Origin of the sequence: Nonomuraea sp. NPDC050663 (genome assembly GCF_044456985.1) — a bacterium.
Taxonomy (GTDB): domain Bacteria; phylum Actinomycetota; class Actinomycetes; order Streptosporangiales; family Streptosporangiaceae; genus Nonomuraea.
The window spans coordinates 203,338-229,604 of record NZ_JBITGL010000008.1 but is presented as its reverse complement, the minus strand read 5'-3'; the positions used below and the strand labels follow the sequence as shown (position 1 = coordinate 229,604).

Here is a 26,267-nt window from a genome sequence, read left to right as displayed (position 1 = left end):
CACGCGCCCGTCAGAAGAACGGCGGGAAGGCGTGTCCGCGCCGCAACCGCAGCTCGTTGAGCATCTGCTGGATGCTCTCGCGCACGTGGTCGGTGAGGTTGAACACCACCATCGGATCGTCGGCCGCGGCGGGCTCGAACTCGTCAGTGCGGATCGGCTCACCGAACTCGATCATCCACTTCGACGGCAGCGGCACCAGCCCGGCCAGCCCGAGCCACGGGAAGAACGGCGTGATCGGGAGGTAGGGCAGGCCGAGGAGGCGGGCGATCGTCCTGAGGTCGCCGATCTTGGGATAGATCTCCTCCGCGCCGACGATGGCGGTGGGCACGATCGGCACGCCCGCGCGGATGGCGGAGGCCACGAAGCCGCCGCGGCCGAACCTCTGCAGCTTGTAGCGCTCGGAGAAGGGCTTGCCGATGCCCTTGAAGCCCTCGGGGAAGACTCCGACGAGCTCACCCTTGCGCAGCAGCCGGTCGGCGTCCTCGCGGCAGGCCAGCGTGTGGCCTGACTTGCGCGACAGGTGGCCCAGGAGCGGCAGCTGGTAGACCAGGTCGGCGCCGAGCAGGCGGCACGGGCGGCCCGCCTCGTCGTGCAGGGCGACCTGCATCATCAGCGCGTCGATCGGCAGGGTGCCCGAGTGGTTGGCCACCACGAGCGCGCCGCTGTCGGCGGGGATGCGGTCGAGTCCGACGGTCTCGACCCTGAACCAGTGTTTGTACAGCGGGCGCACCAGCTCCATGAGCACGCCGTCGGTCAGTTCGGCGTCGTAGCCGAACTCGTCGATTTCGTACTCGCCGGTCAACCGCCGCCTGATGAAGGACAGCAGCCGGGCGAGCCTTTCCTCCTGGCCGGAGGGCGGCTCGTAGGAGGGCGCCTCGCTGATCGGGATCACCCGCGCTTCTTCGGCCGTCACCGCAGATACCTCAGGAAGTCGTCGAAGGCCGCCGCGGTGGTGTATTTCAGCGGCCAGCCGAGCTCGGCGGCCAGCCGGGAGCTGTCGACCGCGCGGCCATGGCTCATCAGGCGCAGCTGCTCGGGAGAGAAGTCGACCAGCCCCGCCTTCCTGGCGGCCTCGCCGAGCATGCTGAAGGCCGGGGAAGGCAGCGGGAGCGGGACCCTGCCCGCGCGCCGGACGCACTGGGACAGCACAAGCACGCCCGCCCCGGCCACGTTGAACGTGCCGGGGTGATCTTCCGTGGCCATGCGCCGCAGCACCTCGACCGCGTCGTCCTCGTGGACGAACTGCAGCCGCGGGTCGAAGCCGAACACCGTCGGAAGCACGGGCTGGGAGAAGTAGCGCGTCAGCGGCGAGTCGACGCCCGGGCCCATGAAGTTGGCGAAACGCAGCATGGAGACCGTCACGTCGGGCCTGCGGCGGGCGAAGCCGCGCACGTAGCCCTCGACCTCCACGGCGTCCTTCGCGTATCCGTGCGAGGGACCGTCGTGCGGCTCGAACTCCTCGGTGAAGACCGCGGGGTCTCTCGGAGACGAGCCGTAGACGGCCGTGGTGGAGCGCACCACGACCCGGCACACGGTGGCCGAACGCTGGCAGGCGCCGAGCAACTGCATGGTGCCGATGACGTTGTGCTCTTTCATGACGGCCCGGCCGGCCCCCTTCGTGGGGGCGCTCACCAGACTCATGTGCACGACCGTGTCGATGTCGGCAGCCGAAATCACCTGGGCGATGTCGGGACTGCGCAGATCGACACGGACGAACTCGGTCTTGCCGAGGGACAAGCCGCCGTCACGCGGCGGCTCGGTGTCGACCCCGATGACTCGGGTGATGCCGGGATCGGCCGCGAGCACGCTCGCCACCCGCGCGCCGATGTGGCGCGAGACCCCGGTGACGAGCACGGTGTGGGTCATCGGCGCCTCACAGCTGCGTCCTACTTCTTGTTGCGCCGCTGGATGCGCGTCTTCTTGAGCAGCTTGCGGTGCTTCTTCTTGGCCATCCGCTTGCGGCGCTTCTTGATGACAGAGCCCATGGGACCCCCAGGGTTATGGTGATCTACAAGTGAAACCGGTGCGCGAGCGCACACCGGGTCACAGACTACCGGCGATCCGTGGTAGATCGCCCCCTGGGGTCCAGGGTCCCTCCGGTTGTCTTTCCCAACCGGAGGGATCCCCGCCCAGCTACGTATTCACGCCCAGTCTCGGATGGACGCTACCCGAAGGGCTGAGAAGGTCGTCCTCAACCCGCCTCGATGTAGGCCTCCCGTAGATAATCGTGGACCGCCTGCTCGGGCACTCTGAAGGAACGGCCGACCCTGATGGCCGGCAACTCGCCCGAGTGCACCAGTCGGTACACGGTCATCTTGGACACCCTCATGACAGTGGCCACTTCTGCCACGGTCAGGAACTTCACCTCGCTGAGAGGTCTTTCGCCTGCACCCATCGGACGCCTCTTCCGCACGTGTTTCCGGGTTATCCCCACTGGTGCCATTGCTCACGCACGTGTACTGCCGTCAGCGTAAGTCGGGACTCCGAGTGCGCAAACCCCCTAGTTTCCCAGTTATCGGAGCCTCCTGTCAGCGAAACCAGCAAAGTCGCTGGCCAGCAGCCAGTTCGTGCCCCTCGCCTGAAGGTTGGAACTGTCCAACTTCGTACACATAAGAGTCGCCCCACCCCTCCCAAAAGTTGGCAAAGGGACGACGAGCCTCCCGAAATGCAGGCGCGAAAAGACGGTATAGGCAGGACCGAATTCGACTCAACGGACCCTTGAGGCTCGTGTGACGAGCCTGTTCACCAACGGCTCGTAATAACGGGGCAGCACGTTGTCATCGAGCGGCACGACCACATCGATCTTCCCCTCGGCCTCGCCGACGAACAGGGCCGGGTCGTTGCTGTCGGCGAATCCCACGGTAGGCACGCCGGCCTCGCCCGCGGCACCCGCCCAGCCGTGGTCGGCGATGACCAGATCCGGACGCTCGTCGCCCAGGGAGGCGAGCATCGCCTGCATCGGCGCGGCGTCGTGGGTGTGCACGAATCCGCCGCGGTCGTCGAGCATGGCGACGTCGCCCAGATAGCGTATGACCCTTTTACGGCCGAAGGCCTGTCCCCAATAGCTCCATCCTTCGGCGGGCGTCAGCAGCCGCGCCCCGCGCTCGCGCAGGAAGCGCGCCAGCTCCAGGTGGATGGCGAGCAGGCCGGTCGGGTGGCCGGTGGCCAGCATGACCGTGGGAGCGGGCCGCTCGAGGACGGCGGCGATGCGGTCGGCCATCGCGTCGAGCGCGTCGATGGTGAGCTCGGGGTCGATCGTGTCCTGGCCGTAGCGGTGCTTGGGGTCGGCGCTGACGCCCGCGGACTTGGCCATCAGGGCCAGGACGTCGCGGAAGGACCACGGCTGCTCGACCGTCAGGCCGAAGGTGTAGTGCGAGTCACGATGGGCCAGGGAGGCGTAGTGGTCGAGGTTGTTCTCGCGAGGGGTCGCGACGTCGCCCGCGATGCGGGTCCTCACCAGGTGCTCGCGGAGTTCGTCGCGGCTGGACAACGTGAGCTCTCCCTTCAGGGCAGCGGGTCGAGCCCGTGGTACGGGAAGACCGCGTTGCGCGTGGCCATGATCGCCCGGTCGATGGGGTCTGCCGGGTCATAACCAGAAGAAATATCCAGAAATTCCGGCTGTCTGCCGTCGGTCATCGTCAGCGGCGGCACCTCGCGGGTGCGCTCGCGGACCAGCTCCCGCCACGCCTCGCCGGTCGGGGTCGCGGGGTCGATCGGGTGGCCTGCGGCCTCGGCGATCAGGTGTGTCCACACCCTGGGGACGACCTGCACCAGCTCGTAGCCGCCGCCCCCGGTGGCGATCCAGCGCCCTCCCGCGGTCTCGTGGGCGAGCTTGTGCAGCTCGGCATAGGCGGCACGCTGCCCGTCGATGCTGAGCATCAGGTTCGCCAGCGGGTCGAGCGCGTGGCTGTCGCAGCCGTGCTGGGTCACCAGGAACTCCGGCCGGAAGTCGCGCAGCAGGGCGGGCACCACGGCGTGGAAGGCCCGCAACCAGCCGGAGTCGCCGCACCCGGCGGGGAGGGCCACGTTGACCGCCGTGCCCTCCGCTCCCGTCTCGCCCGGCCATCCGGTGCCGGGGAACAGCGTGCGCGGCGACTCGTGCAGGCTGATCGTCAGCACCCGCGGGTCGTCGTAGAACAGCGCCTGCACGCCGTCGCCGTGGTGCACGTCGACGTCGACGTAAGCGATCTTGGACACGCCCTGCGACAGCAGCCAGGCGATGGCCACGGCAGGGTCGTTGTAGACGCAGAAGCCGCTGGCCGTACCGGCCATCGCGTGGTGGAGGCCGCCCGCGACGTTGACCGCGTGCAGGGAGGCGCCCTCGAAGACCGACCGCGCGGCGGCCAGGGTCGCGCCGGCGATCAGCGCCGAGGCCTCGTGCACGCCCGCGAAGGCCGGGTTGTCGCTCGTGCCCAGGCCCACCGACAGGTCGCCCCTGCCGTCGACCGAGACCCGCTTGACCGCCTCGATGTAGTCGCGCTTGTGGACGAGCGCCAGCTCGTCGTCGGTGGCCGGGCCGCAACCGGTGAGCTCCACCTTGTCCAGCACGCCCAGCTCGCGCGCAAGGGCCATGGTCAGCTCTACCCTGACAGGGGCCAGAGGATGCCCAGGGCCGAAGTCGTATGACGTCAGGTCGTCATCCCAGATCACCCGCGCCGGTCCGGACATGGGTCTCCCTCCCTCGCGACTTGGGGCCGACGTTACCGCAGCATAGATTCCAGATATCCACTTAGGGTCGAGGCCATGCGGGTGAACAGGTCCAAGATCTTCGACATCACACTGGTGGCCGTTCTCGCCGTGCCCGCGGTCCTCGGAGCGGCCCTCACGACCGTCTACGCCTCCCGGCCCGAGGTCCTGACCAGCGCAGTCTTCTTCGTGGGCGCGGTGCTCCCGCTCCTCGTCCGGCGCACCCGCCCGGTGCTGGTCGCCATCCTGACCAGCACCATCGAGTTGATCCCCACGGCGTTCAGGATGTCGGGCTCGATGCCGTTCGTCGCCGGCATCGCCCTCTACAGCCTGGGCCGTTACACCCCCGGGCGCGTCGCCTGGCGGGTGGGAGCCGGGCTGGCGGTGGTCTACGCCGGCGTCGCGGTCAGCTTCAACCTGCCGTCGGCCACCACCTGGCTGAGCCTGATCCCGCCGATCATCGGCGGCCTGGCGGGACCGATGTTGTGCGTGGGCGCCGGGCAGTACATCCGCATCCGCGGCGAGCTCAAGGAACGCGACGCCAAGGCACGCGCCGACGCCGCCGTGCAGAACGAGCGCCGCAGGATCGCGCGCGAGTTGCACGACGTCGTCGCTCACCACCTGACCGTCATCAACGCCCTGGTGGGCGGGGCGCGCTCGGTCATGCCGCGCGACCAGGACGCCGCCCGCGAGGCGCTGACCGCGGCCGAGCAGACCTCGCGCGAGGCGCTGACCGAGATGCGCCACCTGCTCGACGTGCTGCGCGCCGACTCGGGCGACGGTCCTGACGCCGCGACCGGGGTGGGCACCGGCGGGCTGCCCGCCCTGGTGGAGCAGGTCATGAAGGCGGGGCTGCCGGTGACCTTCTCGGTGGACGGCGACGCCGTACCCCTGCCCACGCACGTCGACCACGCGGTCTACCGGATCGTGCAGGAGGCCCTCACCAACACCCGCAAGCACGCCGCGGGCGCGCGGGCCACCGTACGGCTGGCCTACCTCGACGACGGCGTCGAGGTGGAGGTGCTCGACGACGGCATGAGCACCGTGGGCGGCAACGGGGCGGGGTTCGGCCTGGGCGGCATGGCGGAGCGGGTGGCGTTGTGCGGTGGGCGACTGGAAACCGGGCCGCGGCCTTCCAAAGGTTTCCGCGTGTTTGCGAAGCTACCCCTGTGATCTCTGTAGTGCTCGTCGACGACCATGCGCTGGTCAGGACCGGTTACCGCCTCATGCTCGACGCCGAGCCCGACATCAGCGTCGTCGGCGAGGCGGGCGACGGCCTGGAGGCGCTGGAGGTCATCCGCGCGCTGGGACCCGACGTCGTGATCATGGATCTGCACATGCCCAGGCTCGACGGCGTGGCGGCGACCGAGCAGATCACCGCCTCGCTGCCCGACACCAGGGTGCTGGCGCTGAGCACCTTCGACCTCGACGAGAACGTCGTGGCCGCCCTCCGCGCCGGAGCCGACGGCTTCCTGCCCAAGGACATCTCCCCCGAGGAGCTCGCCGAGGCCGTGCGCGTCGTGCACCGCGGCGAGGCGGCCGTCGCGCCGCGCCTGCTCACGCGCCTGATCGGCACGTTCGTACGAGGTCCGGTACGGCCACGCGGCGGCGCGGTCACCGGCCTGACCGCGCGCGAGCAGGAGATCCTCACCCTCATCGGCCGCGGCCTGTCGAACACCGAGATCGCCGGCCGCCTGGAGGTCTCCCCCAGCACGGTCAAGAACCACGTGACGAGCCTGTTCGCCAAGCTGGAGGTGCGCGACAGGGCGCAGGCGGTGATCGTGGCCTACGAGGCAGGGCTGGTCAGTCCCGGGGAGTAGGACCCCCGTCCTAGAACCCCGCGCGCGGAACGGTTCTCGCGCAGGAGGCCGATCCGCCCGCTCGTTGACAGCCTTGAGGCATGACAGCGATACGGGCGGAACATCTGACCAAACGCTACGGCCAGACGACGGCCGTGGCGGATCTCTCCTTCGAGGTGAACCCCGGCCAGGTGACCGGCTTCCTCGGACCCAACGGCGCGGGCAAGTCGACCACGATGCGGATGATCCTCGGACTGGACCGGCCCAGCGCGGGCCAGGTGACCGTGGGCGGCGTGCCGTACCAGGATCTCAGGCATCCGCTGCGCAAGATCGGCGCGCTCCTCGACGCCAAGGCGGTGCACGGGGGCAGGAGCGCGCGCAACCACCTGCTGGCGATCGCCCAGAGCAACGCCATCCCGCGCGGACGCGTCGAGGAGGTCCTGGCGGTCGTCGGACTCTCCGAGGTCGCCAGGCGCCGTATCGGCGGCTTCTCGCTGGGCATGTCGCAGCGCCTGGGCATCGCCGCCGCGCTGCTGGGCGACCCGGAGATCCTGCTGTTCGACGAGCCGGTCAACGGGCTGGACCCCGACGGCATCCTGTGGATCCGCACCTTCATGCGCAAGCAGGCCGCCGAGGGGCGCGCGGTGTTCGTCTCCAGCCACCTGATGAGCGAGATGGCGCAGACCGCCGACCACCTCATCGTCATCGGCAAGGGCCGGATGATCGCCGACACGAGCGTGGAGGAGTTCATCGGGCGCAGCTCGCAGGGCTACGTGCGGGTGCGCTCGCCTCGGCTGGCCGAGCTCTCGGCGCTCCTGCCCGCCGCGGAACTGCAGGCCGACCACCTGCGGGTGACCGGGGTCCCGTCGCTGGAGATCGGCCGGCTGGCGGCGCGGCACGCGCTGGAGCTGGAGGAGCTGACCTTCGTCCAGCCGACGCTCGAGGCCGCCTACATGGAGCTCACCAAGGACAGTCTGGAGTTCTCGTCATGATCGACGTTCTCGCCTCCGAGTGGACCAAGATGCGCTCGGTCCGCTCCACGATGTGGACCTACGCCGCCGGATTCCTGCTCATGCTGGGGTTCGCGCTGCTGATCAGCATCTCGGCGGTCAACACCAAGGAACCCATCGACATGTCGGGCTTCGACATCGCGGTGGCGGGCACGCCGTTCGTCTCGATCGCCATGGCCACGCTGGGCGTCCTGGTGATCTCCAGCGAGTATCGCACCGGCATGATCCGCACCACCCTTCAGGCGGTGCCGCAGCGGCTCACGCTGCTGAGCGCCAAGATCCTCGTCTTCACGGTGATCACGGCTCTCTTCAGCGCCGCCACGACCGCGGTCACCTTCTTCGCCGTGCAGTCGATCCTTTCTGGCAAGGGCCTCGACTCGTCACTGGGCGACCCCGAGGTGCTGCGCGCCCTGATCGGGACGGTGCTGTTCCTCACCGCGAGCGGCCTGCTCGGCCTGGCGCTGGGCGCGCTCATCAGGCACACGCCCGGCGCGATCCTCTCGGCCGTCGCCCTCCTCCTGATCGTGCCGCAGCTCTCGCAGCTGCTGCCGGGCGCCTGGGGCGCGGCGGTGAGCAAGCACTTCACCACCAACGCGGGCAGCAAGGTCATGGCGCTGCAGACCGGGGCGGAGAGCCTGACCCCGTGGCAGGGCTTCGCGGTCTACGCCGCCTGGGTCGCGGTGATCATGGTGGCGGCGGCCGTGCTGCTGCGCAGGCGTGACGCCTGATCACTCCGCCCGCAGGGCGATCACCGGGTCCAGCCTCCCCGCGCGGCGGGCGGGCGCGACCCCGAAGAAGACCCCGACGGCGACCGACACCCCGAACGCCAGCGCGATCGACCACCAGGTGATCGCGGCGGGCACAGGGGTGAGCGCCTGGATGAGCAACGATCCCCCGACGCCGAGGGCGATGCCGATCATCCCGCCGATGGTCGTGAGCAGCACCGCCTCGATGAGGAACTGCAGCAGGATGTCACGCTGGCGCGCCCCGAGAGCCTTGCGCAGGCCGATCTCGCGGGTGCGCTCGCGCACGCTCACCAGCATGATGTTGGAGACCCCGACGCCGCCCACCAGCAGCGAGATGCCCGCGATGGCGGCCAGCACGCCGGTGAGCATGCCCAGGATGCTGCCGATGGTGCCCAGCAGCTGGGTCTGCGTGACGGCGGAGAACTGGTCGCCCGGATGGCGTTCCTGCAGCGCCGCGAGCACCCGGCCCTGGAGCGGCTCGATCTCGTCGGGACCGGAAGCCCCCACGGCCATGCCGTTGATGCGTGAGATGCCCAGCAGGCGCTGGGCGGTCGTCACCGGCATGTGCACCTCGGCGTCGCGCGCCACCCCGAAGGTCGCGCCCACGGTGGCGTAGACGCCGACCACGCGGAAGCGGGCGCCGGAGATGGAGACCTGGCGGCCGATCGGGTCGATGTCGCCGAAGAGCTTGTCGGCCACCTCCGCGCCGAGCACGGTCACCCGGCGCCTGGTGTCGACGTCGGTCTCGCTCAGGTACCTGCCGCGCTCCAGGGGGCGCTCGAAGATGTTGGGCAGGTTCTCGTCGGTGCCGACGATGGTGGCGAACTGCTCGGTCCTGCCCACCCGCACGGTCTCGCCGGACTGCAGGGAGACGGTGACCTTGCCGGGATCGCCGACGACCCGCCTGACGTAGGCGACGTCCTGGAGGTTCAGGCGGCTCTGGGTGGGCGCGGCCCCCGTGGTCAGCCTGCCGGGGACCACCAGGATGATGTTGCTGCCCAGGCCCGCGATCTCGCTCTCGACCGCGTTCTTGGCGCCGGTGCCGATCGACACGAGGATCACCACCGACAGCACGCCGATGATCACGCCGAGCATCGTCAGCAGGGAGCGCATGCGGTTGACCCGCAGCGCCTCCAGGGCCATGGAGAAGGCCTCGTAGCGCCTCATGTCGCGGTGTCCAGCTCGATCAGGCCGTCGCGGACGTGGATCTGCCGTACGGCGTGCGCGGCGACCTCCGGCTCGTGGGTGACCACGATCCTGGTGCAGTCGAGCCCGTCCAGGATGCGCATCACCTCGGCTCCGTTGCGGGTGTCGAGATTGCCGGTCGGCTCGTCGGCCAGGAGGACGGCGGGCTCGCCGACCAGGGCGCGGGCGATCGCGACCCGCTGCTGCTCGCCTCCGGACATCTGGGAGGGTCGATGGTCGAGCCGGTGGGCCAGGCCGACGGCCTCCAGCGCGGATTTCGCCCGTTTGATCCGCTCATTTCGCGAGATACCGCGATAGACGAGGGGCAGAGCCACGTTCTCCAGCGCCGACGTGCGCGCGAGCAGATGGAAGGACTGGAAGACGAAACCGATCGTCCGGTTGCGCAGCTCGGCCATCTGGGTGTCGTTCAGCCCCGCCACCTCCACACCGTCGATCTTCAACGATCCCGACGTGGGCCTGTCCAGACAGCCGAGCAGGTGCATCAGCGTCGACTTGCCCGAGCCCGACGGGCCGACGATCGCGGCGAACTCGCCCGGCCCGATGGTCAGGTTCACGCCGCGCAGCGCCTCCACCGAGACGCCTTCGAGCTGGTAGGAGCGCGTGAGATCGACGGCCTCGATCATGACAGCCGCTGGCCCTGCCGTACGGCGTCGGCGCCCTTGACCACGATGCGCTCCCCGGCCCGCAGGCCGCTGAGCACCTCGACGACGGCCTCGCCCTGGGCGCCGAGCTTGACCACGCGGCGCTCTGCCGTACCGTCGCGCACGACCCACACCACGCTCTCGCGCCCGCTGGTCACGATCGCCGAGGCCGGGGCGGACAGGGCGTCGGCCACCTCGCGCACGGTCAGCCGCGCCACCGCGCTCATGCCGGGCTTGGGGGTGGGGGCCTTGCTGCCGTCGTCGAACGTGCCCGCGCCGAGCGTGAGCTTGACCGGGTAGCTCACGCCGCCCGTGCTGGCCTCCATGGGCGTGACGCCGACGCCGGTGACCTTGGCGGCGTATCCGGCGCCGGGCACCGCGTCGAGCTCGACCGTGGCCCTGGTGCCCTCCTTGACCAGCAGCACGTCCGTCTCGTCGATGTCGGCGGAGAGCGTGAGCTCGGAGACGTCGGTCACGGTGACGACCGCGTCGCCCGCCGAGACCGGCACGCCCGTCGCCACCGGCGTGGACGGCCCGTTGCCCGACGAAGGCAACTGCACGGCGCCGGGCACCTGGCTGAGCAGGCCGCCCAGGTCGGGGGTCGAGCCGCCGCCACCCGAGGTCGTGCCCAAGGTGACGACGCCGTCGAAGGGCGCCTTGATCGACAGGCCCTTGACGGTGTCGGAGGCTACGCGCACGGCCGCCTTCGACTGGGCCATGGAGGCGGTGCGCAGCGACGCCATCGAGGAGGTCAGACCCGACAGGCCACCCGTGACCTGGGAGAGCACGCCGTTGATGGACCTGTTGAGATCCGCGGTGATCTTGGCGAGCGCCCGGCTCTGCGCGCGGTGCTGCGCCTGCGCCAGGTCGATCGCGCTGAGCAACTGCCGGCGCGCCTGCGCGTCGTCGAGCTTCTTGGCCGCCGCTCGCGCCTTGGCGAAGTGTCCTGCCACCTGGCGGTCGAACGCCCCGGTGTCGAAGCCCGCCAGCCTGATGCCCGGGGCGCCGATCCTCGGCGCCGGCGGGGCCTTGGCCGCCTTGCGCGCCTGCTTGAGCTGCTCCTCGGCCTGCGGCGAGCTGATCTTGACGAGCAGCTGGCCCTTCTCCACGGAGTCGCCGTCGCGCACGTACAGCTTGGCGACCGTGCCCTGGGCCGGCGATCGTAAGGTGGCCGTGGCGCGGGCCCCGATCGTCGCCGGGGCCTCCACCACCTCGACCACGGGGGCGCGTTTCACTTCCGCGACCTGCACCTCCGGCGCCTCCTCCGCGGAGCAGGCCGTCAGGAGCAGCAGGATCGCGAGCGGGGGGATACCGCGACGGATCGTCACCGATCCATCGTAGGAGCCGGGTCAGGCGGTCACTCGGGCGAGTCGCCGGATCTGGGGTACGGCCAGCAGGGCGACACAACCCGCCAGCGCCACCACGGTGGAGACCGACAGCACACTCGCCGCGCCGAACAGCCCCGCCACCGGACCCGCCAGCGCCTGGCCGATCGGGATGGAGATCGTCGAGCCGCCGATCTCGTAGGCGCTGACCCGGTTGAGCGCCTCCTGCGGCACCTGGGTCTGCACGCTGGTGGCCCACATGACCGACCAGAACGCCCAGCCCGCGCCGCCCAGCACGAACCCCGCCATGATCACCCACAGGTCGGCCTCGAGCGACATCGTCAGCGGCTGGGCGGCGAACAGGAACATCGCCACCGCTCCCGCCGCCAGCGGCCTGGCCGGGCGCAGGCGCATGGCGACCAGGCCGCCGAGGATCGTTCCAGCGCCTCCCGCCGACATCACCAGGCCGTAGGCCGCCTGGCCGTACATCCCGGTGACCAGCGTGGAGCCCAGCGGGATCAGCGGGCCGAACAGGGTGATTCCGAAGATCACCCAGATCAGGATGACGCTCCACATCCAGGTCCTCGAACGGAACTCCCGCCAGCCCTCGCGCAGCCGTACCATCATCGGCTCCTGGGCCGTGGCCGCCACCCGCGCCCTCATGAGCAGCAGGCACGCGGCGCTGGCGGCGAAGCCCACGGCGTCGGCGGCGTACAGCATGCCCACGCCGATGAAGCCCACCAGCAGACCGGCCAGGCCGGGACCGGCCAGCTGCATGATCGCCTCGGAGACGCGCAGGGTGGCGTTGGCGCGCTGCACGTCGGTGGTGATGCGCGGGATCGTTCCCGCCACGCCCGGCGTGTACATCGCGGCGGCGGCGCCGGTGATCGCGGTGAGCACCAGGATCTGCCACAACACCGGGCGCCCGGTCAGGAACAGCACCGCCGTGAGCGCCTGGACCACGGCGCGGGTCACGTCGGCGGCGACCATCATGCGGCGCGGGGTGAAACGGTCGGTGATGACCCCGCCGAACAGGATCAGCCCGGCCATCGGGAGCATCCAGGAGGCCAGGGCCAGGCCCACGCCGGTGGCCCCGTAGCCGGCCTCGTGCATGCCCAGCGCGATCGCCACCGGCATCATCGACGAGCCGAGCATGGAGATCGTGCGCGCGGCGAAGAACAGGCCGAAATCCCGGGTCCACATGGACCGGAATAGTAAACCTTCCTAAGAATTAAACCGCGAGGGGGGTGTCGGCCCCGGCGAGGTCACTCCTGCGGGCCGTGTCAGCCTCCGGCGAGCTCGCGACCGCGGTCCCTGGCCGCCTCGATGGCCGCCAGGAACGCCGCGCGCACGCTGTGGCGCTCCAGCTCCGCGATCGCCGCGATCGTCGTGCCGCCGGGCGAGGTGACCGCCTCACGCAGGATCACCGGGTGCTCGCCCGAATCACGCAGCATGACCGCCGCGCCGACGATCGACTGGGTCACCATGTCGAGCGCGGCCGCCCGCGGCATGCCCAGCAGGATGCCCGCGTCGACCATCGCCTCGACCAGGTAGAAGAAGTACGCCGGGCCGCTGCCCGACAGCGCCGTGGCGGCGTCCTGCTGCGACTCGGGGATGCGCAGCACCTTGCCGACCGGCTTGAGCAGCGCCTCGGTCAGCTGGAGGTGCTCCTCGCCCGCGTGGGCGCCCGCGGAGATCACGCTCATCGCCTCGTCGAACTTGATCGGCGTGTTCGACATGACCCTCACCACCGGCACGTCGGCGTCCAGCCGCTGCTCCACGAAGGAGGTGGTGATGCCGGCCGCCGAGGAGATGACCAGCCGCCCGGCCGGGACGAACGGGCCGATCTCGGCCAGCAGTGCCGCCATGTCCTGGGGCTTGACGGCGAGGATGAGGGTGTCGGCGCTCTTGGCCGCCTCGGTGTTGGAGACGACCTGCACGCCGTACGTCTCCTTGAGCGCCTGCGCCCGCTCGGGGCGGCGGACGGTGGCCATCACATCGCCGGGCTTGAAGCCCGCGCGCAGGAGCCCGGACAGCAGGGCCTCGCCCATCTTGCCGGTGCCGAGAATCGCGATCATGCCTGTGTACCTCACCTGACGGAGCTGGTCTGACAGCTTACCGGGCCACTATCGTCCCGAAGAGTGAGGAGATGGCCCGCCTTGGCGCTGATATGGCTGCTGGTCTCGGCCTGCACCTCGACCCAGGCGGACGCGCCCACGCCGTCGAGCTCGTGGACCTCCGCGAAGCCCTGCCCCAGCCCGTCGGCGGCGACCGCGCTGAAGGCCGAGGGGCCGCGGCTCCTCGACAGCGGCGGCCACGGCGACGTGCTCACCGTCTCCTTCGGCAGCCTCGGCGGCGAGCCCATCGCGATCTCGGCGGGCGCCGAGGGCAAGGTGCGCTTCTGGTCGCTGCCCGGCTTCCAGCCGGTCCTCGAACCCGTGGCGGGCACGAGCGCCCTCTGGCTCGGGCGCGACGTGCTGGTCTCCGGCGACAAGCGGGCCTCCGTCTGGAACCCCGGGACGCGCCGCGTCGTCACCCGTCTGCCCGCCCCCAAGGGCGTCACCCTGCACGACGGCCTGCTGTACGTCAGCGACGGCGAGCGGGTGCGCGTCTGGGACACCCGCGCCCGCACCTGGCGGCGCTCCCTGCCGATCAGGCGGGCCGAGGAGATGGCGGCGGGCACGCTGCGCGGCCAGGACATCCTCGTCACCCACGCCGGGCTGGAGGAGCCCTTCCGCCTCTACGACCGGCACACCGGCCGTCCCGTCGGCAAACCCTTCTACAGCGGCGACGAGTTCGCCGACCCCGACGACCTCGTCGTCATCGGCGACACCCTGCACTACCGCACCTACGAGGGCCTGCACGTGGCCGACCTGACGGCGGCCAAGCCGCGTCCCTCCCTCCTCGTGCCCGCCGGCGAGACCCGCTTCCGCGCCGCGCTCGCCACCTCCGACCTGCTGATCGGCGGCCGCCGGGTGCCGGAAGAACAGGGCGGCGACGGGTCGCTGGCCAGCCCCATCGAGCTGTTCTCGCCGACCGGCAAGCCACTGGGCTCGCTGCAGGGACACGACGCCGGGATCACCTCGCTCGCCCTCGGCACCGTCGACGGCACGCGGGTCCTGCTCAGCGGCAGCGAGGACAACACCGTCCGGCTGTGGGACCCCGCCACCCGCCGCCGGCTCGGCAGCGGCCCCGCCGGGGCGATCGACGGCGTCGACCACCTCGCCCTGGCCGACGACCGGCTCGCCGTCGCCGCCGAGGAGAACGGCGCGCTCCAGGTCTGGGACCTGGCCGAAGGCAAGCCCGTCGGCGCGCGGATGACCGGGCCCGGCAGCCTCACCTCGCTGGCCGTCGCCGGTTCCGTCGCGGTGACCGGCCACTACGACCCGCCCTCCGTCCACCTGTGGGACCTGAACACGCGCAAGCCCCTGGCCGCCCTGCCCGGCGGCGCCGTCGGGCCGCTCCTCGTGACCGGCGGGCGGCTCGTCGGCCTCGCCGACCGCCGGATCCACACCTGGGACCTGACCGCCCGCCGCCCGCTCGGCACCTTCGCCCCGCCGCCCGGCACCACCAGGCTCGGCCTCTTCCACGGCGAACCCGTCGCCGTCACCCTGAAGGACAACACCATCAGCGTGCGCGACGTCACCACCCACGAGCAGGTCTCGACCTTCGCCGTGCCGCCCCTGGTCGGCGAGCGCTCCGACTCGCCGCTCGCCCTCGGTCACGCCGGCATGTACGGCTGCGCGCCCGCGATCGTCGTCACCCGCCTGGAGAGCACCGCGATCCGCGTCCTCGACCCGATGACCGGCCGCGACCTCGCCCCACCCCTGACCGTGCCCAGGCCCGACGAATCCCTGTGGACAGCCGTGCTCGACGGCACGGGCGAGGTCGCCGGGCACCTCGTCGCGCAGGTGACGCTGCAGCTCGACGACATCGTCCAGCACTCGCAACTGTGGGACCTGTCGGCGGGCAGGCCGATCGGCCCATCGCAGCCGACGACCCGCCGCATCACCGCCTTCGCCACCACGCCCACCGGAACCGTGCTCGTCAGCGGGCCCGACGAGAAACTGCAGGCGTGGCGGCTAACGCCCTGACACGAGCGCGCGAGCCACGAAGCGCAGGTTCGCCGGGCGCTCGGCCAGGCGGCGCATCAGATAGGCGTACCAGTCGTCGCCGTACGGGACGTAGACCCTGACCTTCGCCCCGAGCCCCGCCAGGCGAGCCTGCTCGTCGGTGCGCACGCCGTACAACATCTGGTACTCGAACCCGTCGGCGTCACGACCGTGCACGATGGCGAGGGTCGAAGCGATCTCGATCATCCGCGGATCATGCGACGCGACCATCGGATACGCCGAGCCGGACATCAGGATGCGCAGGCACTTCACGAAAGAACGGTCGACGTCCTTGCCCGAATACGCTCCCGGGGCGTCGTAGGCGCCCTTGCACAGCCGCACCCTGGCGCCGTTGAGCGCCGCGCAACGCTCGGCCGCGTCCCTGAGATACGCCTGTACGGCGACGCCCACCAGCGGATGCTCCTTGCGCAACGTCGCGTGCACCGACATCAGCGCGTCGATCGTGTCGTGCTCCTCCGCGTCGAGCGTCACCGTCACGCCCCTGGCGGCGGCCGCCTCGCAGATCGTCGCCGCGTTGTCGAGCGCCAACTGCTCCGACAGACGCAGACCCAGCGCCGTCAGCTTCACCGACACGTCGGCGCCCGGAGCCAGCCTGCCGATCACATCGACGTAGGCCGTCACCTCGCCGTCGGCCTTGACCCGGTCGTCCACGTCCTCGCCCAGATGGTCGACCGTCACGAGCAAACCGCGCCGGGCCAGCTCGGACGTCGCCGCGAACACGTCGTCGGCCACGAAGCGCCTGGCCACGCTCGTGGTCAGCGCAGAGTTCGACAACAACGCCTCGGCCCGCCGGCTGCGAGACACGGCGATCAGAGTCTGACGCAGGAGCACAGGCTCACCATAACCACAGGTTCTGGGAGTTGAACCGGGCGACATCCGAATCCGTCGAAGGAGTATGCGCAGAGCAATCGCTTTGGCCGGATTTATGATTCTGCCCCTGAGTTGCGGCACGGCGACGCCCCCCTCGACCGCCGCGCCCGCTCCCCATACCCCCGTCAGCACCACGCTGGCACCGCCGGTCACCTCGACCAGCGCCACCGCTGGCAGCAGCCAGACACCCACCGGATCCCCCGAACCCGTCAAACCCGTCGGAGACACGGTCAACACCCGCAAGGTGACCTTCACCTCGGCCAAACCCGTCTCCGGAGGCAAGCGGGTGCGGCTCGTATGGTGGTCAGGCGTCGAACCGTGCACCGTGCTCGACCGGGTGACGGTGAAGGAAACCCGGACTCGGGTGACCATCACGCTGTACGAGGGGGCTGCCAGGAAGGCGCAGGATGTCAGCTGCATCATGGTCGCCGTGGAGAAGACGTACACGGTGAAGCTCAAGAAGGCGCTGGGGAAACGCAAGATCGTCGACGGCGCCAAAGGCTGAGCCTCAGCCCCTCCCTGCCGCCGAGCTCGGTCCCTCCCTGGAGGCGGGCGCTTCGCGCCGGGCGCGGTCGGGGCTGTGACACCGGGGCTCCGCCCCAGACCCCGCACGGGGGGCCTACCGGCCCCCCGGCACCCCCCGCCCACCCGTGACGCGCTTCCGGGGTCACCCACCTGGATCCCACCCGGATCAGCGGTCCTCGCGCTCCGCGCTCGGGCGCCCTGACTCGGCCCGGGCTGCGCCCGGGCAACCCATGGTCGAGCGGGTTCAGCTGGTGTCAGCCGTCCATGCGGCCATGCTCACCCAGCCGGCCGTGGGCTGCCGTGCGAACGCGTCGCGTCCTTCCCTCGCTGGCGAGCAGGTGCAACGCGACAGGTGAAGTCAGGACCCACACAGCCATGCGCTGGCACCAGTCGGAGGCGGCCAGGAGATCCTCATGCCTCCGTGGGTCATCGATGGCGACCGCTCTGAGCAGGGCCCAGTCCTCCAGCCGGTGGGCGAGGAACTCCCGCTCTCCGATCGCCGTGGTCATGGTGTGGAGCCAGCCATCGAACTCCGGGTCCACGAGAAGTCCCGCGGCCCGGCGGTCCAGGTGCCTGACGACCGCTGACTGCGCCATCGCCGTATCCGGGTCGTGCAGGACCGAGCGCACGAGCTCGGCTTCGTCCGCCTGCCTCACATCCTCCAGCTGCTCCAGGTAGCGGGCGAACCGTTCATGTTCGTCTCCGGGCGGCCCGGTCACAGTGCAGTCCGAAGCCGCCGTGTCGGGAGCCGGAACAGCCCGTGCAGCCGCCGCAGGGCCTCCCCGTCGCCCGTGGCGGACACGGCGCCGGAGCCGATCGCCTCCTCCAGCGTCGTCCGGCTGGCCGCGAGGTCGCGGAAGGCGTCGCGGCCGGCGGTGATGACCGCGTCGGGGTGCTGCGCCGGCCCGTGCACGGTCTCGATCGTGCCGTCGTCGACCCGTGCGTGGAAGACCTCCTCCTCCACCCGGAACTCGTACAGCGCCCGCAGCCCCGCGGCGGCGTCGGCGTCGAAGCACGCCTTCAGGCCGAGCACCGCCCAGCCCGGGTGGAAGCTCTCCTGCTCGCGGGGCTCGTCCATGGCCCAGGTGAGCCCCCATCGGGCCAGGGCCATCACCACCGGTTCGAGGTCCGCGCCCGCCTGGGTGAGGGCGTAGGCGGGGGTGCGGGCGGGCGGCGGGAGGGTGATCTTGTGGGCCAGTCCTTCGCGCTCGAGGTGCTTCATCCGGGCCGCCAGCAGTCCGGTGCCCAGGCCGCGCAGGCTGTGCTGCAGGTCGCTGAAACGTTTGGGCCCGGTCAGCAGTTCGCGGACGAGCAGCAGCGTCCACCGTTCGCCCACGAGGTCGAGGGTGCGCGCGGTCGCGCAGTACTGGTTGTAGTTCCGCTGTTCCACTTCCTCATTCTAGTTCTGGCGCTTCTTGTTATTGAAGCGAGTCGAACAGCAGTCGGGCCAGTGGCCGCGGGTGGGTGAGCATCACGTTGTGCGGGCCGTCCACAGGGACGGTCCGGTAGCCGAGCTCTTCGGCGAAACGTTCGAAGGGGTAGGTCTGCGGCCTGCAGGAGATGGCGGTGCCGGGGATCCGGTCGACCGCGCCGCTCAGCCGGGTCGGTTCGGTGAAGGTGCGCAGGGGGTGGGGTCGCAGGCGCGCGGCGAGCCAGCGGGTGTCGTCGGGGTCGGTGACGCCGAAGCTCGCCGGGGGCGGGGCGGGGATGTGGAGGCCGTCGGTGGCGGCGCGCACTGTGGTGACGAAGGCCTCGGGCGCCAGGTCGAACAGGCTCGTGCCGTCGCCGCCCGCCCAGCCGTCGATGAGGACGACCTGCTTGACCAGGTCGGGTCGCTGGTCGGCGGCCTGGCGGACGACCAGGCCCGCGTAGCTGTGCCCGACCAGGATCACGTCGTCACCGGCGGCGGCCAGGCTGACGAGAACCTCGTCGACGTGCGTGTCCAGGCCGACGTCGCCGTCGAGGGTGAGGGCCGGGGTCAGGGTGCGCACCCCGGCCTGGTGCAGGAGCGGGGTGAGGCGCTCCCAGGCCCAGGGGCCGTGCCAGGCGCCGTGGACGAGAACGAAGGTGGTCATGGCGTTCCTTTCCGGTGAAGCAGGGGCAGGACGTGCTGGGCGAGGGTCTCCAGGGCCGAGTCGTGGTCGTCGGCGGCCAGGCGGATCACCACGTGACGGGCGCCCGCCTCGGTGTAGGCGCCGAGCCAGTCGGCTGCCGCGCGTGCCGTACCGGCGAACATGGCCTGGACGGTTTCGACGGCCTCCAGCGGCGCGTTGTAGTAGCGCTCGACGCTCGCGCGCAGGCGGCGGCGCGCCCGCTCGGGGTCGGCGTCCAGGCACAACGTCGCGTACAGGGCGGCGGTGACCGGCCGGTCCGTGTCCTGCCGGATGGCCGCCCATTCCCGCGCGTAGGCCTGCGTCCTGGGCGGGTACGGCAGCCAGCCGTCGGCCAGGTGCGCCACGCGTCTCAGCGCGGTTTCGCCGCCTCCGGCCAGCCAGATCGGCGGGCCCGCCGGACGGGTGGGCGTGGGCGCGATCGTCGCGCCGTGGAAGTCGAAGTGCCGGCCGGTGAAGGACACTTCCTGGCCGCTCCACAGCTGACGCATCGCCACGATCGACTCTTCGAGGCGGCTGACGCGGCTCGCGAACGGGACGCCGATCGCGACGAACTGGGCTTCTGTGCCCCGGTTGGGAAATCCGCCGCCCATGCCGACGATCAGGCGCCCCTCGGCGAGCCCGTCCAGGGTGGCGAGCTGGTGCGCCAGCAGGATCGGGTGACGGAGCGCGGGCAGGAGTACGGCCGTGCCGAGCGTGACGCGGCTGGTGGCGGCGGCCACGGCCGACAGCAGGAGCAGGGGGTCGGCGCGGGGCCGCGTGAGGGGGCTGTCGCCCGCCCACACGGAGTCGAATCCCAGCGCTTCGGCACGTCGTGCCTGGTCGACCAGCCGCGTCAGGTCGTGTTCACCGCTTACCGCTTGATCACGCGTCGGCAGCAGGTAGCCGATCTCCAAGGAGGCCATGGTCCTGGATCATAGCCTCGAACTACCTGTTTTTGAAGTTAGCAGTTTTGTTTCAAGAAGTGATGGGCGGGTTGAAGCGCGAATACTCCCCGAACGTCCAGCGCTGGCCCAGCCCGCCGACGGTCTCGACCACGCCGCCGATCTCGAAGTCGATCACCCGCTGAGCTCCGGGAAAGGTCGCGGCCCTGCCCGCATCCCCATCGACCCGAGCGCGCCCGGTCAGTTGCACCACGTCTCCTGTCTCCCAGTCCAGGAACGCCAGCGCGCACCGGGGTTCGAGCTCGAGGTTGCCCAGGGTCATGAACATCGTGTTGCCCACGTAATCGGGCCAGGCCAGGCGCCCTTCGTCGAGGACTCTGACGAATCCGGGGTTCCCGCCGCGATGTGACGCGTCGACGCCGAGCCCTTCGGCGTAGGTGCCGACGAAGAACGTGTCCGCGGCGGCGATCCAGTGCTGCTGGGCGACGGTCAGCGCCGTGGTGACGGGAGCGACTTTCCGCTCTAGCGGCGGCGAATCACGAAAAGTCCGGACCTGGAGGTGCTTGGGGCAGTTGGAGTACACCTGCTCGGTGCGCACCACCAGCCCGCCACCCTCGCGCCGCGCCCGCCCGTTGACCCGCATCCGCCTCCGGGTCGGCGGGTCGATCACGAGCATGCCGACCTCGCGCTCCGCGTCGAAGAGCCCGGCCAGGGGGTCACCGGCGCCGGGAAGGCGATCGACCACGACCGTGCGGGCGTCCGGCGCGGCCAGGAAGCCGGGCGGGCCGGTGACCGGGCCGATCCAGGGCGTGCCCGCGTCGTCGACTGCGGCGATCACCGTCAGGCGACGGCCCGCGAGGAACTCGGCCGCCACGGGAGGGACGTCCGCGCCGACGGCCACCGACCCCCTGCTGCCGTCGGCCAGGCCGGTACGGCGCTGCACGGCGTATTCACCTGGGTGAAGCACGACGCGCCTCCTAGAAGAAGCCGCAGGTCGGAGCGCCCTGGGTGGGAGCGGGGGCGGTGTCGGCGCCGGACAGCGTGTAGATCTCCAACCGGATGCCGTCCGGGTCGAAGAAGAACACGCCACCCGACGACGCGCCCTCACGGTGAGGCACGATCCCGTCGTGCAGCGGCTCCACGCCGAGCCCGCGCAGCGTCGCCTCGGCCCGGCGGACCGCCTCGATGTCGGACACCTTGAACGCCAGGTGGTGCAGTCCGGCCCGGTCGGTGGCGAAGGCGTCGTCGCTCTGCTGCCACAACGTCACCACCAGCTCGCCGTCCCGCCCGAGGAAGGCGAACCTGCGCTCGCCCTCCGTCTGCTCACCGAAGACCTCGAAGTCGAAGACCTGCCGATAGAAGGCGACGGACCTGGCCAGGTCCGTCACGTTGAGGCCGACGTGGCCGGTCTGCAGGGCTGGGATGCCGCTCATACGAACCTCCGGACTGGAATTTCTAACGTTTGATCGCGTTATTAAACATTAGAATGAACGCCACATTCTTACGGTGTCAAGAGCGGGATAGCATTAGGACGATGGACGTTGCACACCTGACCGGGGGCGGTTCCCCCGTTCTCGGCGAGGCCCTGCCGATCGAGTTCGGCAACACCGTCTACGCCAAGCGCGGCCGTCCCAACGACGGACTGCAGACGGTCGAGCACCTGGCGGCATGGCTGCGCGACATGCGCCCCCGCCTCACGATCACCCTCACGGACGCCGACCTCCAGAGCATCGGCGACGACGACCTGCGCCAGGCCAGAGAGCTGCGCGACACGATCAGGACCCTGGCCGCCGCCTCGGTCGAGGGCTCCGCGTTCGACGCGGACGCCGTCGCGGCCCTCAACCGCCACGCCGCGCGCACCCCGCGATGGCGGGAACTGCGGGCGACCCCCGAGCCGCACCTGGTGACGGCCGCGGCGGGGCGCCCGGTCGAAGCGGCGCTCGCCTTGCTGGCGGAAGAGGCCGCGACCCTGTTCGCCGGCTCCGCGGGGCTGGAGGTGTGCGCGTGCCACGGTCCCGGATGCGTGCTGTTCTTCGTGCGTGACAGCCCCCGGCGGGAGTGGTGCTCGGCCGGCTGCGGCAACAGAGCACGTGTGGCGCGCCACTACGCCAGGACCAAGGCGCAGAGCACCTGAGAAGCCTTCGGGGAACCCTGACACGACCCCGAGCGTCGCCCCCGAAGAGCCCCTGATCCTGGGAATGCGCACCCGCGCAGATGGGTTGAGTCGAATAGGCTCAAGACGTTTGACAAAGACCTGAAGCATTCATAGGTTGAGTCCAGCCAACTCAACTTTGACTACAAGGACGAACTCATGGCACGTGCGGTAGGTATCGACCTGGGGACGACCAACTCCGTCGTCTCGATTCTCGAGGGCGGCGAGCCCACTGTCATCGCCAACGCGCAGGGCTCGCGGACGACTCCGTCCGTCGTCGCCTTCGCGAAGAACGGCGAGGTCCTCGTCGGTGAAGTGGCCAAGCGCCAGGCCGTCACCAACGTCGACCGGACGATCCGCTCGGTCAAGCGTGAGATGGGCACCAACTGGTCCCAGGAGATCGACGGCAAGAAGTTCTCCCCCCAGCAGATCAGCGCCTTCGTGCTGCAGAAGCTCAAGCAGGACGCCGAGGCGTACCTGGGCGAGAAGATCGCCGACGCGGTGATCACCGTCCCGGCCTACTTCAACGACGCCCAGCGCCAGGCCACCAAGGAAGCCGGCACGATCGCGGGCCTCAACGTGCTCCGCATCATCAACGAGCCGACCGCCGCGGCCCTGGCCTACGGCCTCGACAAGGACACCGACCAGACGATCCTGGTCTTCGACCTCGGCGGCGGCACCTTCGACGTGTCCCTGCTCGACGTCGGCTCCGAGGACGGCCACGGCTTCGTCGAGGTCAAGGCCACCTCCGGTGACAACCACCTGGGCGGCGACGACTGGGACCAGCGCGTCGTCGACGAGCTGGTCAAGCGCTTCCAGAACGCTCACGGCGTCGACCTGTCCAAGGACAAGATGGCCCTGCAGCGCCTGCGTGAGGCCTCGGAGAAGGCCAAGATCGAGCTGTCCTCGCAGAGCGAGACCTCCATCAACCTTCCCTACATCACCGCCAGCTCCGAGGGCCCGCTCCACCTCGACGAGAAGCTCACCCGCAGCGAGTTCCAGCGCCTGACCGCCGACCTGCTCGAGCGGACCAAGGGCCCGTTCAACCAGGTCATCAAGGACGCCGGCATCAAGGTCTCCGACATCGCCCACGTGGTGCTCGTCGGCGGCTCGACCCGTATGCCCGCCGTCTCCGAGCTGGTCAAGGAGCTCACCGGCGGCAAGGAGCCCAACAAGGGCGTCAACCCCGACGAGGTCGTCGCCATCGGCGCCGCTCTCCAGGCGGGCGTGCTCAAGGGCGAGGTCAAGGATGTCCTGCTGCTCGACGTGACCCCGCTGTCGCTGGGCATCGAGACCAAGGGCGGCATCTTCACCAAGATCATCGAGCGCAACACCACGATCCCGACCAAGCGCTCCGAGGTCTTCACCACGGCCGAGGACAACCAGCCGTCGGTGCAGATCCAGGTCTACCAGGGCGAGCGCGAGATCGCGGCCTACAACAAGAAGCTGGCCACCTTCGAGCTGACCGGCATCGCCCCGGCGCCGCGCGGCATCCCGCAGATCGAGGTCACCTTCGACATCGACGCCAACGGCATCGTCAACGTCTCCGCCAAGGACCTCGGCACCGGCAAGGAGCAGACGATGACCATCACCGGCGGCTCCGCGCTGCCGAAGGACGACATCGAGCGCATGATGCGCGAGGCCGAGTCCTACGCCGACGAGGACCGCAAGCGCCGCGAGGAGGCCGAGACCCGCAACAACGCCGACGGTCTCGTCTACCAGACGGAGAAGTTCGTCCGCGAGAACGACGACAAGATCCCGGACGACATCAAGCAGCAGGTCAACGACGAGCTCGCCGCGGTGAAGAAGGCCCTCGAGGGCACCGACATCGACGCGATCCGCAACTCCGCGGAGAAGCTCGCCACGGTCAGCCAGCAGATGGGCTCGGCGATCTACGCCCAGTCGCAGGGCTCCGCCGCCGGCCAGGAGGCCCCTCCGCAGGACGGCGCCCAGCAGACCAAGGCAGACGACGACGTGGTCGAGGCCGAGATCGTCGACGACGAGCAGCCGAAGAAGGACGCGTGAAGTGAGTAGTGGAAACGGAGCTGAGGAAGCACCCGTGATCCGCGACAACCGCAAGATCGACCCGGAGACGGGCGAGGCACGTCAGAAGGACACGGAGCAGGAGATCGTCGAAGACGACGCCGCCAAGGCTGGAAACCAGATCCTCAGCGGCGCCGAGGCCGACCTTCTCCTGGAGCGCACCGCTGACCTGCAGCGCCTCCAGGCGGAGTACACCAACTACCGCCGCCGGGTGGAGCGTGACCGTGTCGCGGTGAAGGAGCAGGCCGTCGCGGGCGTGCTCACCGAACTGCTTCCCGTGCTCGACGACATCGGCAGGGCCCGCGACCACGGCGAGCTCACCGGCGGTTTCGCGAAGGTGGCCGAATCCCTGGAATCGGCCGCCACCAAGCTGGGGCTCGCCTCGTTCGGCCAGAAGGGCGACGCGTTCGACCCGACCATCCACGAGGCGCTGATGCACAGCTACTCGTCGGAGGTCACCGAGCCGACCTGCATCGAGGTGCTCCAGCCGGGCTACCGGATGGGTGAGCGGATCTTGCGCCCGGCGCGTGTCGCCGTGGCAGAGCCAGAAACCGAGGAATGAGGTTATGAGCACCAAGGACTACCTGGAGAAGGACTACTACAAGGTCCTTGGTGTGCCCAAGTCCGCCTCGGCCGACGAGATCAAGAAGGCCTACCGGAAGCTGGCCAGGGAGAACCACCCCGACGCCAACCAGGGCAGCCCGGAGAAAGAGGCCAAGTTCAAGGAGATCTCCGAGGCCTACGACGTGCTCTCCGATGCCAAGCGGCGCAAGGAGTACGACGAGGCGCGCACGTTGTTCGGGTCGGGCGTGGGTGGCGCCCGGCCGGGCGGCGGCGGAGGATTCCCCTTCGACTTCGGCGACCTGTTCGGCGGCTCCAACCAGCAGGGCAGCACATCCGACCGGATAGGCGACCTGTTCGGCGGCATCTTCAACCGCGGCGGCGGCGGTGGCGCCGGCCGTACGACCGGCAGCGCCACCAGGGCGCGGCGCGGGCAGGACATCGAGTCGGAGGTGACCCTCTCCTTCACCGAGGCGGTCCAGGGCACCACCGTGTCGCTCCGGCTCACCAGCTCGCAGGGATGCGCCGCCTGCTCGGGCACCGGCGCCAAGGCCGGCACCACCCCGCGGGTCTGCCCGACCTGTGAGGGCACCGGAGCGGCCAGCCGCAACCTGGGCAACTTCGCCTTCTCCGAGCCGTGCCGCGACTGCAAGGGCCGCGGGCTCCTGGTCGACGACCCCTGCCCCGTGTGCGAGGGCAGCGGCCGGGCCAAGAGCACCCGCACCATCCAGGCGCGGATCCCGGCCGGCGTCGACGACGGCAAGCGGGTCAAGCTGAAGGCCAAGGGCGCGCCCGGCGAGAACGGCGGGCCCGCCGGAGACCTCTACATCCTCACCCACGTCAAGCCCCACCCCGTGTTCGGGAGGAACGCCGACAACCTCACGATCACCGTGCCCGTCACCTTCACCGAGGCGGCCCTGGGCGCGGAGATCAAGGTGCCGACGCTCAAGGGCATGCCGGTGACCGTGCGAATCGCGCCTGGCACGCGCAACGGCCAGGTGCAGCGCGTCCGCGGACGCGGCGTGGCACGCAAGGACGGCACCAAGGGCGACCTGCTGGTCACCTTCGAGGTCGTCGTGCCCAAGCACCTCGACGACAAGGCTCGCGAGCTCCTGACCGAGTTCCGCGAAGCCACCGCGGGCGACGACCCGCGAGCGGAACTGATCGAGAAGGCCAGAAGCGAGTAGCAGCAGGCATCCGCCTGCCGTACCGAAGGAACCGAGCCATGGACGCCAGATACTTCGATCTCTCCGACGACACACCCGTCTATGTGATCTCGGTGGCGGCCCAGCTCTCCGGTCTGCACCCGCAGACCCTGCGGCAGTACGACCGCCTGGGGCTGGTCAGCCCCGGGCGGACCGCGGGACGCGGGCGGCTGTACTCCACCCGCGACATCCTCCAGCTGCGCGAGGTGCAACGGCTCTCCCAGGAGGAGGGCATCAATCTGGCCGGGATCAAGCGAATCCTGGAGCTGGAGAACGAAGGGCTGCACCTTCGCGAGGAGGTGCACCGGCTACGCGCCGAGATCCAGATGATCAAGGCGCTCATCAGATACGAGCTGCCACCGGGGGCGTG

General features: G+C 70.2%; 28 protein-coding genes and 1 pseudogene. 11 read left to right on the top strand and 18 right to left on the bottom strand.

The window, feature by feature from the left end:
• Positions 1 to 10: 10 nt before the first annotated feature.
• From ACIBH1_RS25965 to ACIBH1_RS25940, 6 genes are all read right to left on the bottom strand, one after another.
• Complete coding sequence (locus ACIBH1_RS25965) at positions 11 to 913, bottom strand: lysophospholipid acyltransferase family protein (protein WP_397316513.1); 903 nt, start codon at positions 911 to 913, stop codon at positions 11 to 13.
• Positions 910 to 1,866, bottom strand: coding sequence for an NAD-dependent epimerase/dehydratase family protein (locus ACIBH1_RS25960; protein WP_397316512.1), 957 nt, complete (start codon positions 1,864 to 1,866; stop codon positions 910 to 912). Before ACIBH1_RS25960 ends, ACIBH1_RS25965 begins: the two co-directional genes overlap by 4 nt.
• A gap of 20 nt (positions 1,867 to 1,886) precedes the next feature.
• On the bottom strand, positions 1,887 to 1,985 hold the full coding sequence (locus ACIBH1_RS25955) for a 30S ribosomal protein bS22 (RefSeq protein WP_018654693.1): 99 nt from the start codon (positions 1,983 to 1,985) through the stop codon (positions 1,887 to 1,889).
• A gap of 206 nt (positions 1,986 to 2,191) precedes the next feature.
• Complete coding sequence (locus ACIBH1_RS25950; RefSeq protein WP_026214222.1) at positions 2,192 to 2,395, bottom strand: helix-turn-helix domain-containing protein; 204 nt, start codon at positions 2,393 to 2,395, stop codon at positions 2,192 to 2,194.
• A 312-nt stretch (positions 2,396 to 2,707) separates the two neighbouring features.
• Positions 2,708 to 3,490, bottom strand: a complete 783-nt coding sequence (locus ACIBH1_RS25945) for a phosphatase (RefSeq protein ID WP_397316511.1) — start codon at positions 3,488 to 3,490, stop codon at positions 2,708 to 2,710.
• Between the two features lie 14 nt (positions 3,491 to 3,504).
• Positions 3,505 to 4,668, bottom strand: coding sequence for an acetoin utilization protein AcuC (locus tag ACIBH1_RS25940; RefSeq protein ID WP_397316510.1), 1,164 nt, complete (start codon positions 4,666 to 4,668; stop codon positions 3,505 to 3,507).
• A gap of 75 nt (positions 4,669 to 4,743) precedes the next feature.
• On the opposite strand from ACIBH1_RS25940, the gene ACIBH1_RS25935 reads away from it, so the two are divergent.
• The 4 genes from ACIBH1_RS25935 (at position 4,744) to ACIBH1_RS25920 (ending at position 8,223) form a co-directional block, all read left to right on the top strand.
• Entirely contained in the window at positions 4,744 to 5,859 is a 1,116-nt protein-coding gene (locus tag ACIBH1_RS25935; RefSeq protein WP_397316509.1) for a sensor histidine kinase, read from the top strand.
• Positions 5,856 to 6,506: a response regulator gene (locus tag ACIBH1_RS25930; RefSeq protein WP_397316508.1), complete on the top strand. Its 651-nt coding sequence runs from the start codon at positions 5,856 to 5,858 to the stop codon at positions 6,504 to 6,506. Before ACIBH1_RS25935 ends, ACIBH1_RS25930 begins: the two co-directional genes overlap by 4 nt.
• 80 nt (positions 6,507 to 6,586) lie before the next feature.
• Positions 6,587 to 7,477: an ABC transporter ATP-binding protein gene (locus tag ACIBH1_RS25925; RefSeq protein ID WP_397316507.1), complete on the top strand. Its 891-nt coding sequence runs from the start codon at positions 6,587 to 6,589 to the stop codon at positions 7,475 to 7,477.
• Positions 7,474 to 8,223: an ABC transporter permease gene (locus ACIBH1_RS25920; protein ID WP_397316506.1), complete on the top strand. Its 750-nt coding sequence runs from the start codon at positions 7,474 to 7,476 to the stop codon at positions 8,221 to 8,223. Before ACIBH1_RS25925 ends, ACIBH1_RS25920 begins: the two co-directional genes overlap by 4 nt.
• Here the strand turns inward: ACIBH1_RS25920 and ACIBH1_RS25915 are convergent, their stop codons facing one another.
• The 5 genes from ACIBH1_RS25915 to proC form a co-directional block, all read right to left on the bottom strand.
• A complete protein-coding gene (locus ACIBH1_RS25915; protein WP_397316505.1) occupies positions 8,224 to 9,408 on the bottom strand; it encodes an ABC transporter permease in 1,185 nt (394 codons plus the stop codon).
• Entirely contained in the window at positions 9,405 to 10,070 is a 666-nt protein-coding gene (locus ACIBH1_RS25910) for an ABC transporter ATP-binding protein (protein WP_397316504.1), read from the bottom strand. The genes ACIBH1_RS25915 and ACIBH1_RS25910 overlap by 4 nt, the downstream gene beginning before the upstream one ends.
• Positions 10,067 to 11,416 (bottom strand): efflux RND transporter periplasmic adaptor subunit, encoded by a 1,350-nt coding sequence (locus tag ACIBH1_RS25905; protein WP_397316503.1) that lies wholly within the window; start codon positions 11,414 to 11,416, stop codon positions 10,067 to 10,069. The genes ACIBH1_RS25910 and ACIBH1_RS25905 overlap by 4 nt, the downstream gene beginning before the upstream one ends.
• Before the next feature lie 21 nt (positions 11,417 to 11,437).
• Positions 11,438 to 12,616 (bottom strand): MFS transporter, encoded by a 1,179-nt coding sequence (locus ACIBH1_RS25900; RefSeq protein ID WP_397316502.1) that lies wholly within the window; start codon positions 12,614 to 12,616, stop codon positions 11,438 to 11,440.
• Positions 12,617 to 12,696: 80 nt separating this feature from the next.
• A complete protein-coding gene (gene proC, locus ACIBH1_RS25895) occupies positions 12,697 to 13,491 on the bottom strand; it encodes a pyrroline-5-carboxylate reductase (RefSeq protein ID WP_397316501.1) in 795 nt (264 codons plus the stop codon).
• An 81-nt stretch (positions 13,492 to 13,572) separates the two neighbouring features.
• Here proC and ACIBH1_RS25890 point away from each other — a divergent pair, with 81 nt between their 5' ends.
• Complete coding sequence (locus ACIBH1_RS25890; RefSeq protein WP_397316500.1) at positions 13,573 to 15,507, top strand: WD40 repeat domain-containing protein; 1,935 nt, start codon at positions 13,573 to 13,575, stop codon at positions 15,505 to 15,507.
• Here ACIBH1_RS25890 and ACIBH1_RS25885 read toward each other — a convergent pair.
• Positions 15,496 to 16,377 (bottom strand): proline dehydrogenase family protein, encoded by an 882-nt coding sequence (locus ACIBH1_RS25885; RefSeq protein ID WP_397316499.1) that lies wholly within the window; start codon positions 16,375 to 16,377, stop codon positions 15,496 to 15,498. The two genes, ACIBH1_RS25890 and ACIBH1_RS25885, sit on opposite strands and share 12 nt — an antisense overlap.
• Before the next feature lie 94 nt (positions 16,378 to 16,471).
• Here ACIBH1_RS25885 and ACIBH1_RS25880 point away from each other — a divergent pair, with 94 nt between their 5' ends.
• Complete coding sequence (locus ACIBH1_RS25880; protein ID WP_397316498.1) at positions 16,472 to 16,921, top strand: hypothetical protein; 450 nt, start codon at positions 16,472 to 16,474, stop codon at positions 16,919 to 16,921.
• A gap of 274 nt (positions 16,922 to 17,195) precedes the next feature.
• On the opposite strand, the gene ACIBH1_RS25875 is transcribed toward ACIBH1_RS25880, so the two are convergent.
• Genes ACIBH1_RS25875 through ACIBH1_RS25850 form a run of 6 tightly spaced genes read right to left on the bottom strand, consistent with a single transcriptional unit; the run spans position 17,196 to position 21,369 of the window.
• On the bottom strand, positions 17,196 to 17,660 hold the full coding sequence (locus ACIBH1_RS25875; protein ID WP_397316497.1) for a hypothetical protein: 465 nt from the start codon (positions 17,658 to 17,660) through the stop codon (positions 17,196 to 17,198).
• The gene (locus tag ACIBH1_RS25870) at positions 17,657 to 18,331 is read right to left on the bottom strand and encodes a winged helix-turn-helix transcriptional regulator (protein WP_397316496.1); all 675 of its coding nucleotides are present in this window, start codon (positions 18,329 to 18,331) and stop codon (positions 17,657 to 17,659) included. Before ACIBH1_RS25870 ends, ACIBH1_RS25875 begins: the two co-directional genes overlap by 4 nt.
• Positions 18,332 to 18,359: 28 nt before the next feature.
• A complete protein-coding gene (locus ACIBH1_RS25865) occupies positions 18,360 to 19,016 on the bottom strand; it encodes an alpha/beta fold hydrolase (protein WP_397316495.1) in 657 nt (218 codons plus the stop codon).
• Positions 19,013 to 19,957: an LLM class flavin-dependent oxidoreductase gene (locus ACIBH1_RS25860; protein WP_397316494.1), complete on the bottom strand. Its 945-nt coding sequence runs from the start codon at positions 19,955 to 19,957 to the stop codon at positions 19,013 to 19,015. The genes ACIBH1_RS25865 and ACIBH1_RS25860 overlap by 4 nt, the downstream gene beginning before the upstream one ends.
• 52 nt (positions 19,958 to 20,009) lie before the next feature.
• Entirely contained in the window at positions 20,010 to 20,903 is an 894-nt protein-coding gene (locus ACIBH1_RS25855) for a pyridoxamine 5'-phosphate oxidase family protein (RefSeq protein ID WP_397316493.1), read from the bottom strand.
• Between the two features lie 10 nt (positions 20,904 to 20,913).
• Positions 20,914 to 21,369, bottom strand: coding sequence for a VOC family protein (locus ACIBH1_RS25850; protein WP_397316492.1), 456 nt, complete (start codon positions 21,367 to 21,369; stop codon positions 20,914 to 20,916).
• Positions 21,370 to 21,470: 101 nt separating this feature from the next.
• Between ACIBH1_RS25850 and ACIBH1_RS25845 the strand changes: the two genes are divergently transcribed.
• The 5 genes and pseudogenes from ACIBH1_RS25845 to ACIBH1_RS25825 form a co-directional block, all read left to right on the top strand.
• Positions 21,471 to 22,070, top strand: coding sequence for a CGNR zinc finger domain-containing protein (locus ACIBH1_RS25845; protein WP_397316491.1), 600 nt, complete (start codon positions 21,471 to 21,473; stop codon positions 22,068 to 22,070).
• Between the two features lie 177 nt (positions 22,071 to 22,247).
• A complete protein-coding gene (dnaK, locus tag ACIBH1_RS25840; protein ID WP_397316490.1) occupies positions 22,248 to 24,113 on the top strand; it encodes a molecular chaperone DnaK in 1,866 nt (621 codons plus the stop codon).
• Between the two features lie 34 nt (positions 24,114 to 24,147).
• The gene (grpE, locus tag ACIBH1_RS25835) at positions 24,148 to 24,693 is read left to right on the top strand and encodes a nucleotide exchange factor GrpE (protein ID WP_397316489.1); all 546 of its coding nucleotides are present in this window, start codon (positions 24,148 to 24,150) and stop codon (positions 24,691 to 24,693) included.
• 4 nt (positions 24,694 to 24,697) lie between these two features.
• A complete protein-coding gene (gene dnaJ, locus ACIBH1_RS25830) occupies positions 24,698 to 25,879 on the top strand; it encodes a molecular chaperone DnaJ (protein WP_397316487.1) in 1,182 nt (393 codons plus the stop codon).
• 38 nt (positions 25,880 to 25,917) lie between these two features.
• Positions 25,918 to 26,241: pseudogene (locus ACIBH1_RS25825) on the top strand (heat shock protein transcriptional repressor HspR); the annotation flags it as partial.
• Positions 26,242 to 26,267: the final 26 nt, after the last annotated feature.

Coding starts and splice junctions, on each gene's coding strand:
- ACIBH1_RS25950 (WP_026214222.1), bottom strand. CDS start 2,395: ATGGGTGCAGGCGAAAGACCTCTCAGCGAGGTGAAGTTCCTGACCGTG.
- ACIBH1_RS25850 (WP_397316492.1), bottom strand. CDS start 21,369: ATGAGCGGCATCCCAGCCCTGCAGACCGGCCACGTCGGCCTCAACGTG.
- ACIBH1_RS25860 (WP_397316494.1), bottom strand. CDS start 19,957: ATGGCCTCCTTGGAGATCGGCTACCTGCTGCCGACGCGTGATCAAGCG.
- ACIBH1_RS25910 (WP_397316504.1), bottom strand. CDS start 10,070: ATGATCGAGGCCGTCGATCTCACGCGCTCCTACCAGCTCGAAGGCGTC.
- ACIBH1_RS25935 (WP_397316509.1), top strand. CDS start 4,744: ATGCGGGTGAACAGGTCCAAGATCTTCGACATCACACTGGTGGCCGTT.
- dnaK (WP_397316490.1), top strand. CDS start 22,248: ATGGCACGTGCGGTAGGTATCGACCTGGGGACGACCAACTCCGTCGTC.
- ACIBH1_RS25940 (WP_397316510.1), bottom strand. CDS start 4,668: ATGTCCGGACCGGCGCGGGTGATCTGGGATGACGACCTGACGTCATAC.
- ACIBH1_RS25955 (WP_018654693.1), bottom strand. CDS start 1,985: ATGGGCTCTGTCATCAAGAAGCGCCGCAAGCGGATGGCCAAGAAGAAG.
- dnaJ (WP_397316487.1), top strand. CDS start 24,698: ATGAGCACCAAGGACTACCTGGAGAAGGACTACTACAAGGTCCTTGGT.
- proC (WP_397316501.1), bottom strand. CDS start 13,491: ATGATCGCGATTCTCGGCACCGGCAAGATGGGCGAGGCCCTGCTGTCC.
- ACIBH1_RS25915 (WP_397316505.1), bottom strand. CDS start 9,408: ATGAGGCGCTACGAGGCCTTCTCCATGGCCCTGGAGGCGCTGCGGGTC.
- ACIBH1_RS25865 (WP_397316495.1), bottom strand. CDS start 19,016: ATGACCACCTTCGTTCTCGTCCACGGCGCCTGGCACGGCCCCTGGGCC.
- ACIBH1_RS25920 (WP_397316506.1), top strand. CDS start 7,474: ATGATCGACGTTCTCGCCTCCGAGTGGACCAAGATGCGCTCGGTCCGC.
- ACIBH1_RS25925 (WP_397316507.1), top strand. CDS start 6,587: ATGACAGCGATACGGGCGGAACATCTGACCAAACGCTACGGCCAGACG.
- ACIBH1_RS25960 (WP_397316512.1), bottom strand. CDS start 1,866: ATGACCCACACCGTGCTCGTCACCGGGGTCTCGCGCCACATCGGCGCG.
- ACIBH1_RS25845 (WP_397316491.1), top strand. CDS start 21,471: ATGGACGTTGCACACCTGACCGGGGGCGGTTCCCCCGTTCTCGGCGAG.
- ACIBH1_RS25880 (WP_397316498.1), top strand. CDS start 16,472: ATGATTCTGCCCCTGAGTTGCGGCACGGCGACGCCCCCCTCGACCGCC.
- ACIBH1_RS25900 (WP_397316502.1), bottom strand. CDS start 12,616: ATGTGGACCCGGGATTTCGGCCTGTTCTTCGCCGCGCGCACGATCTCC.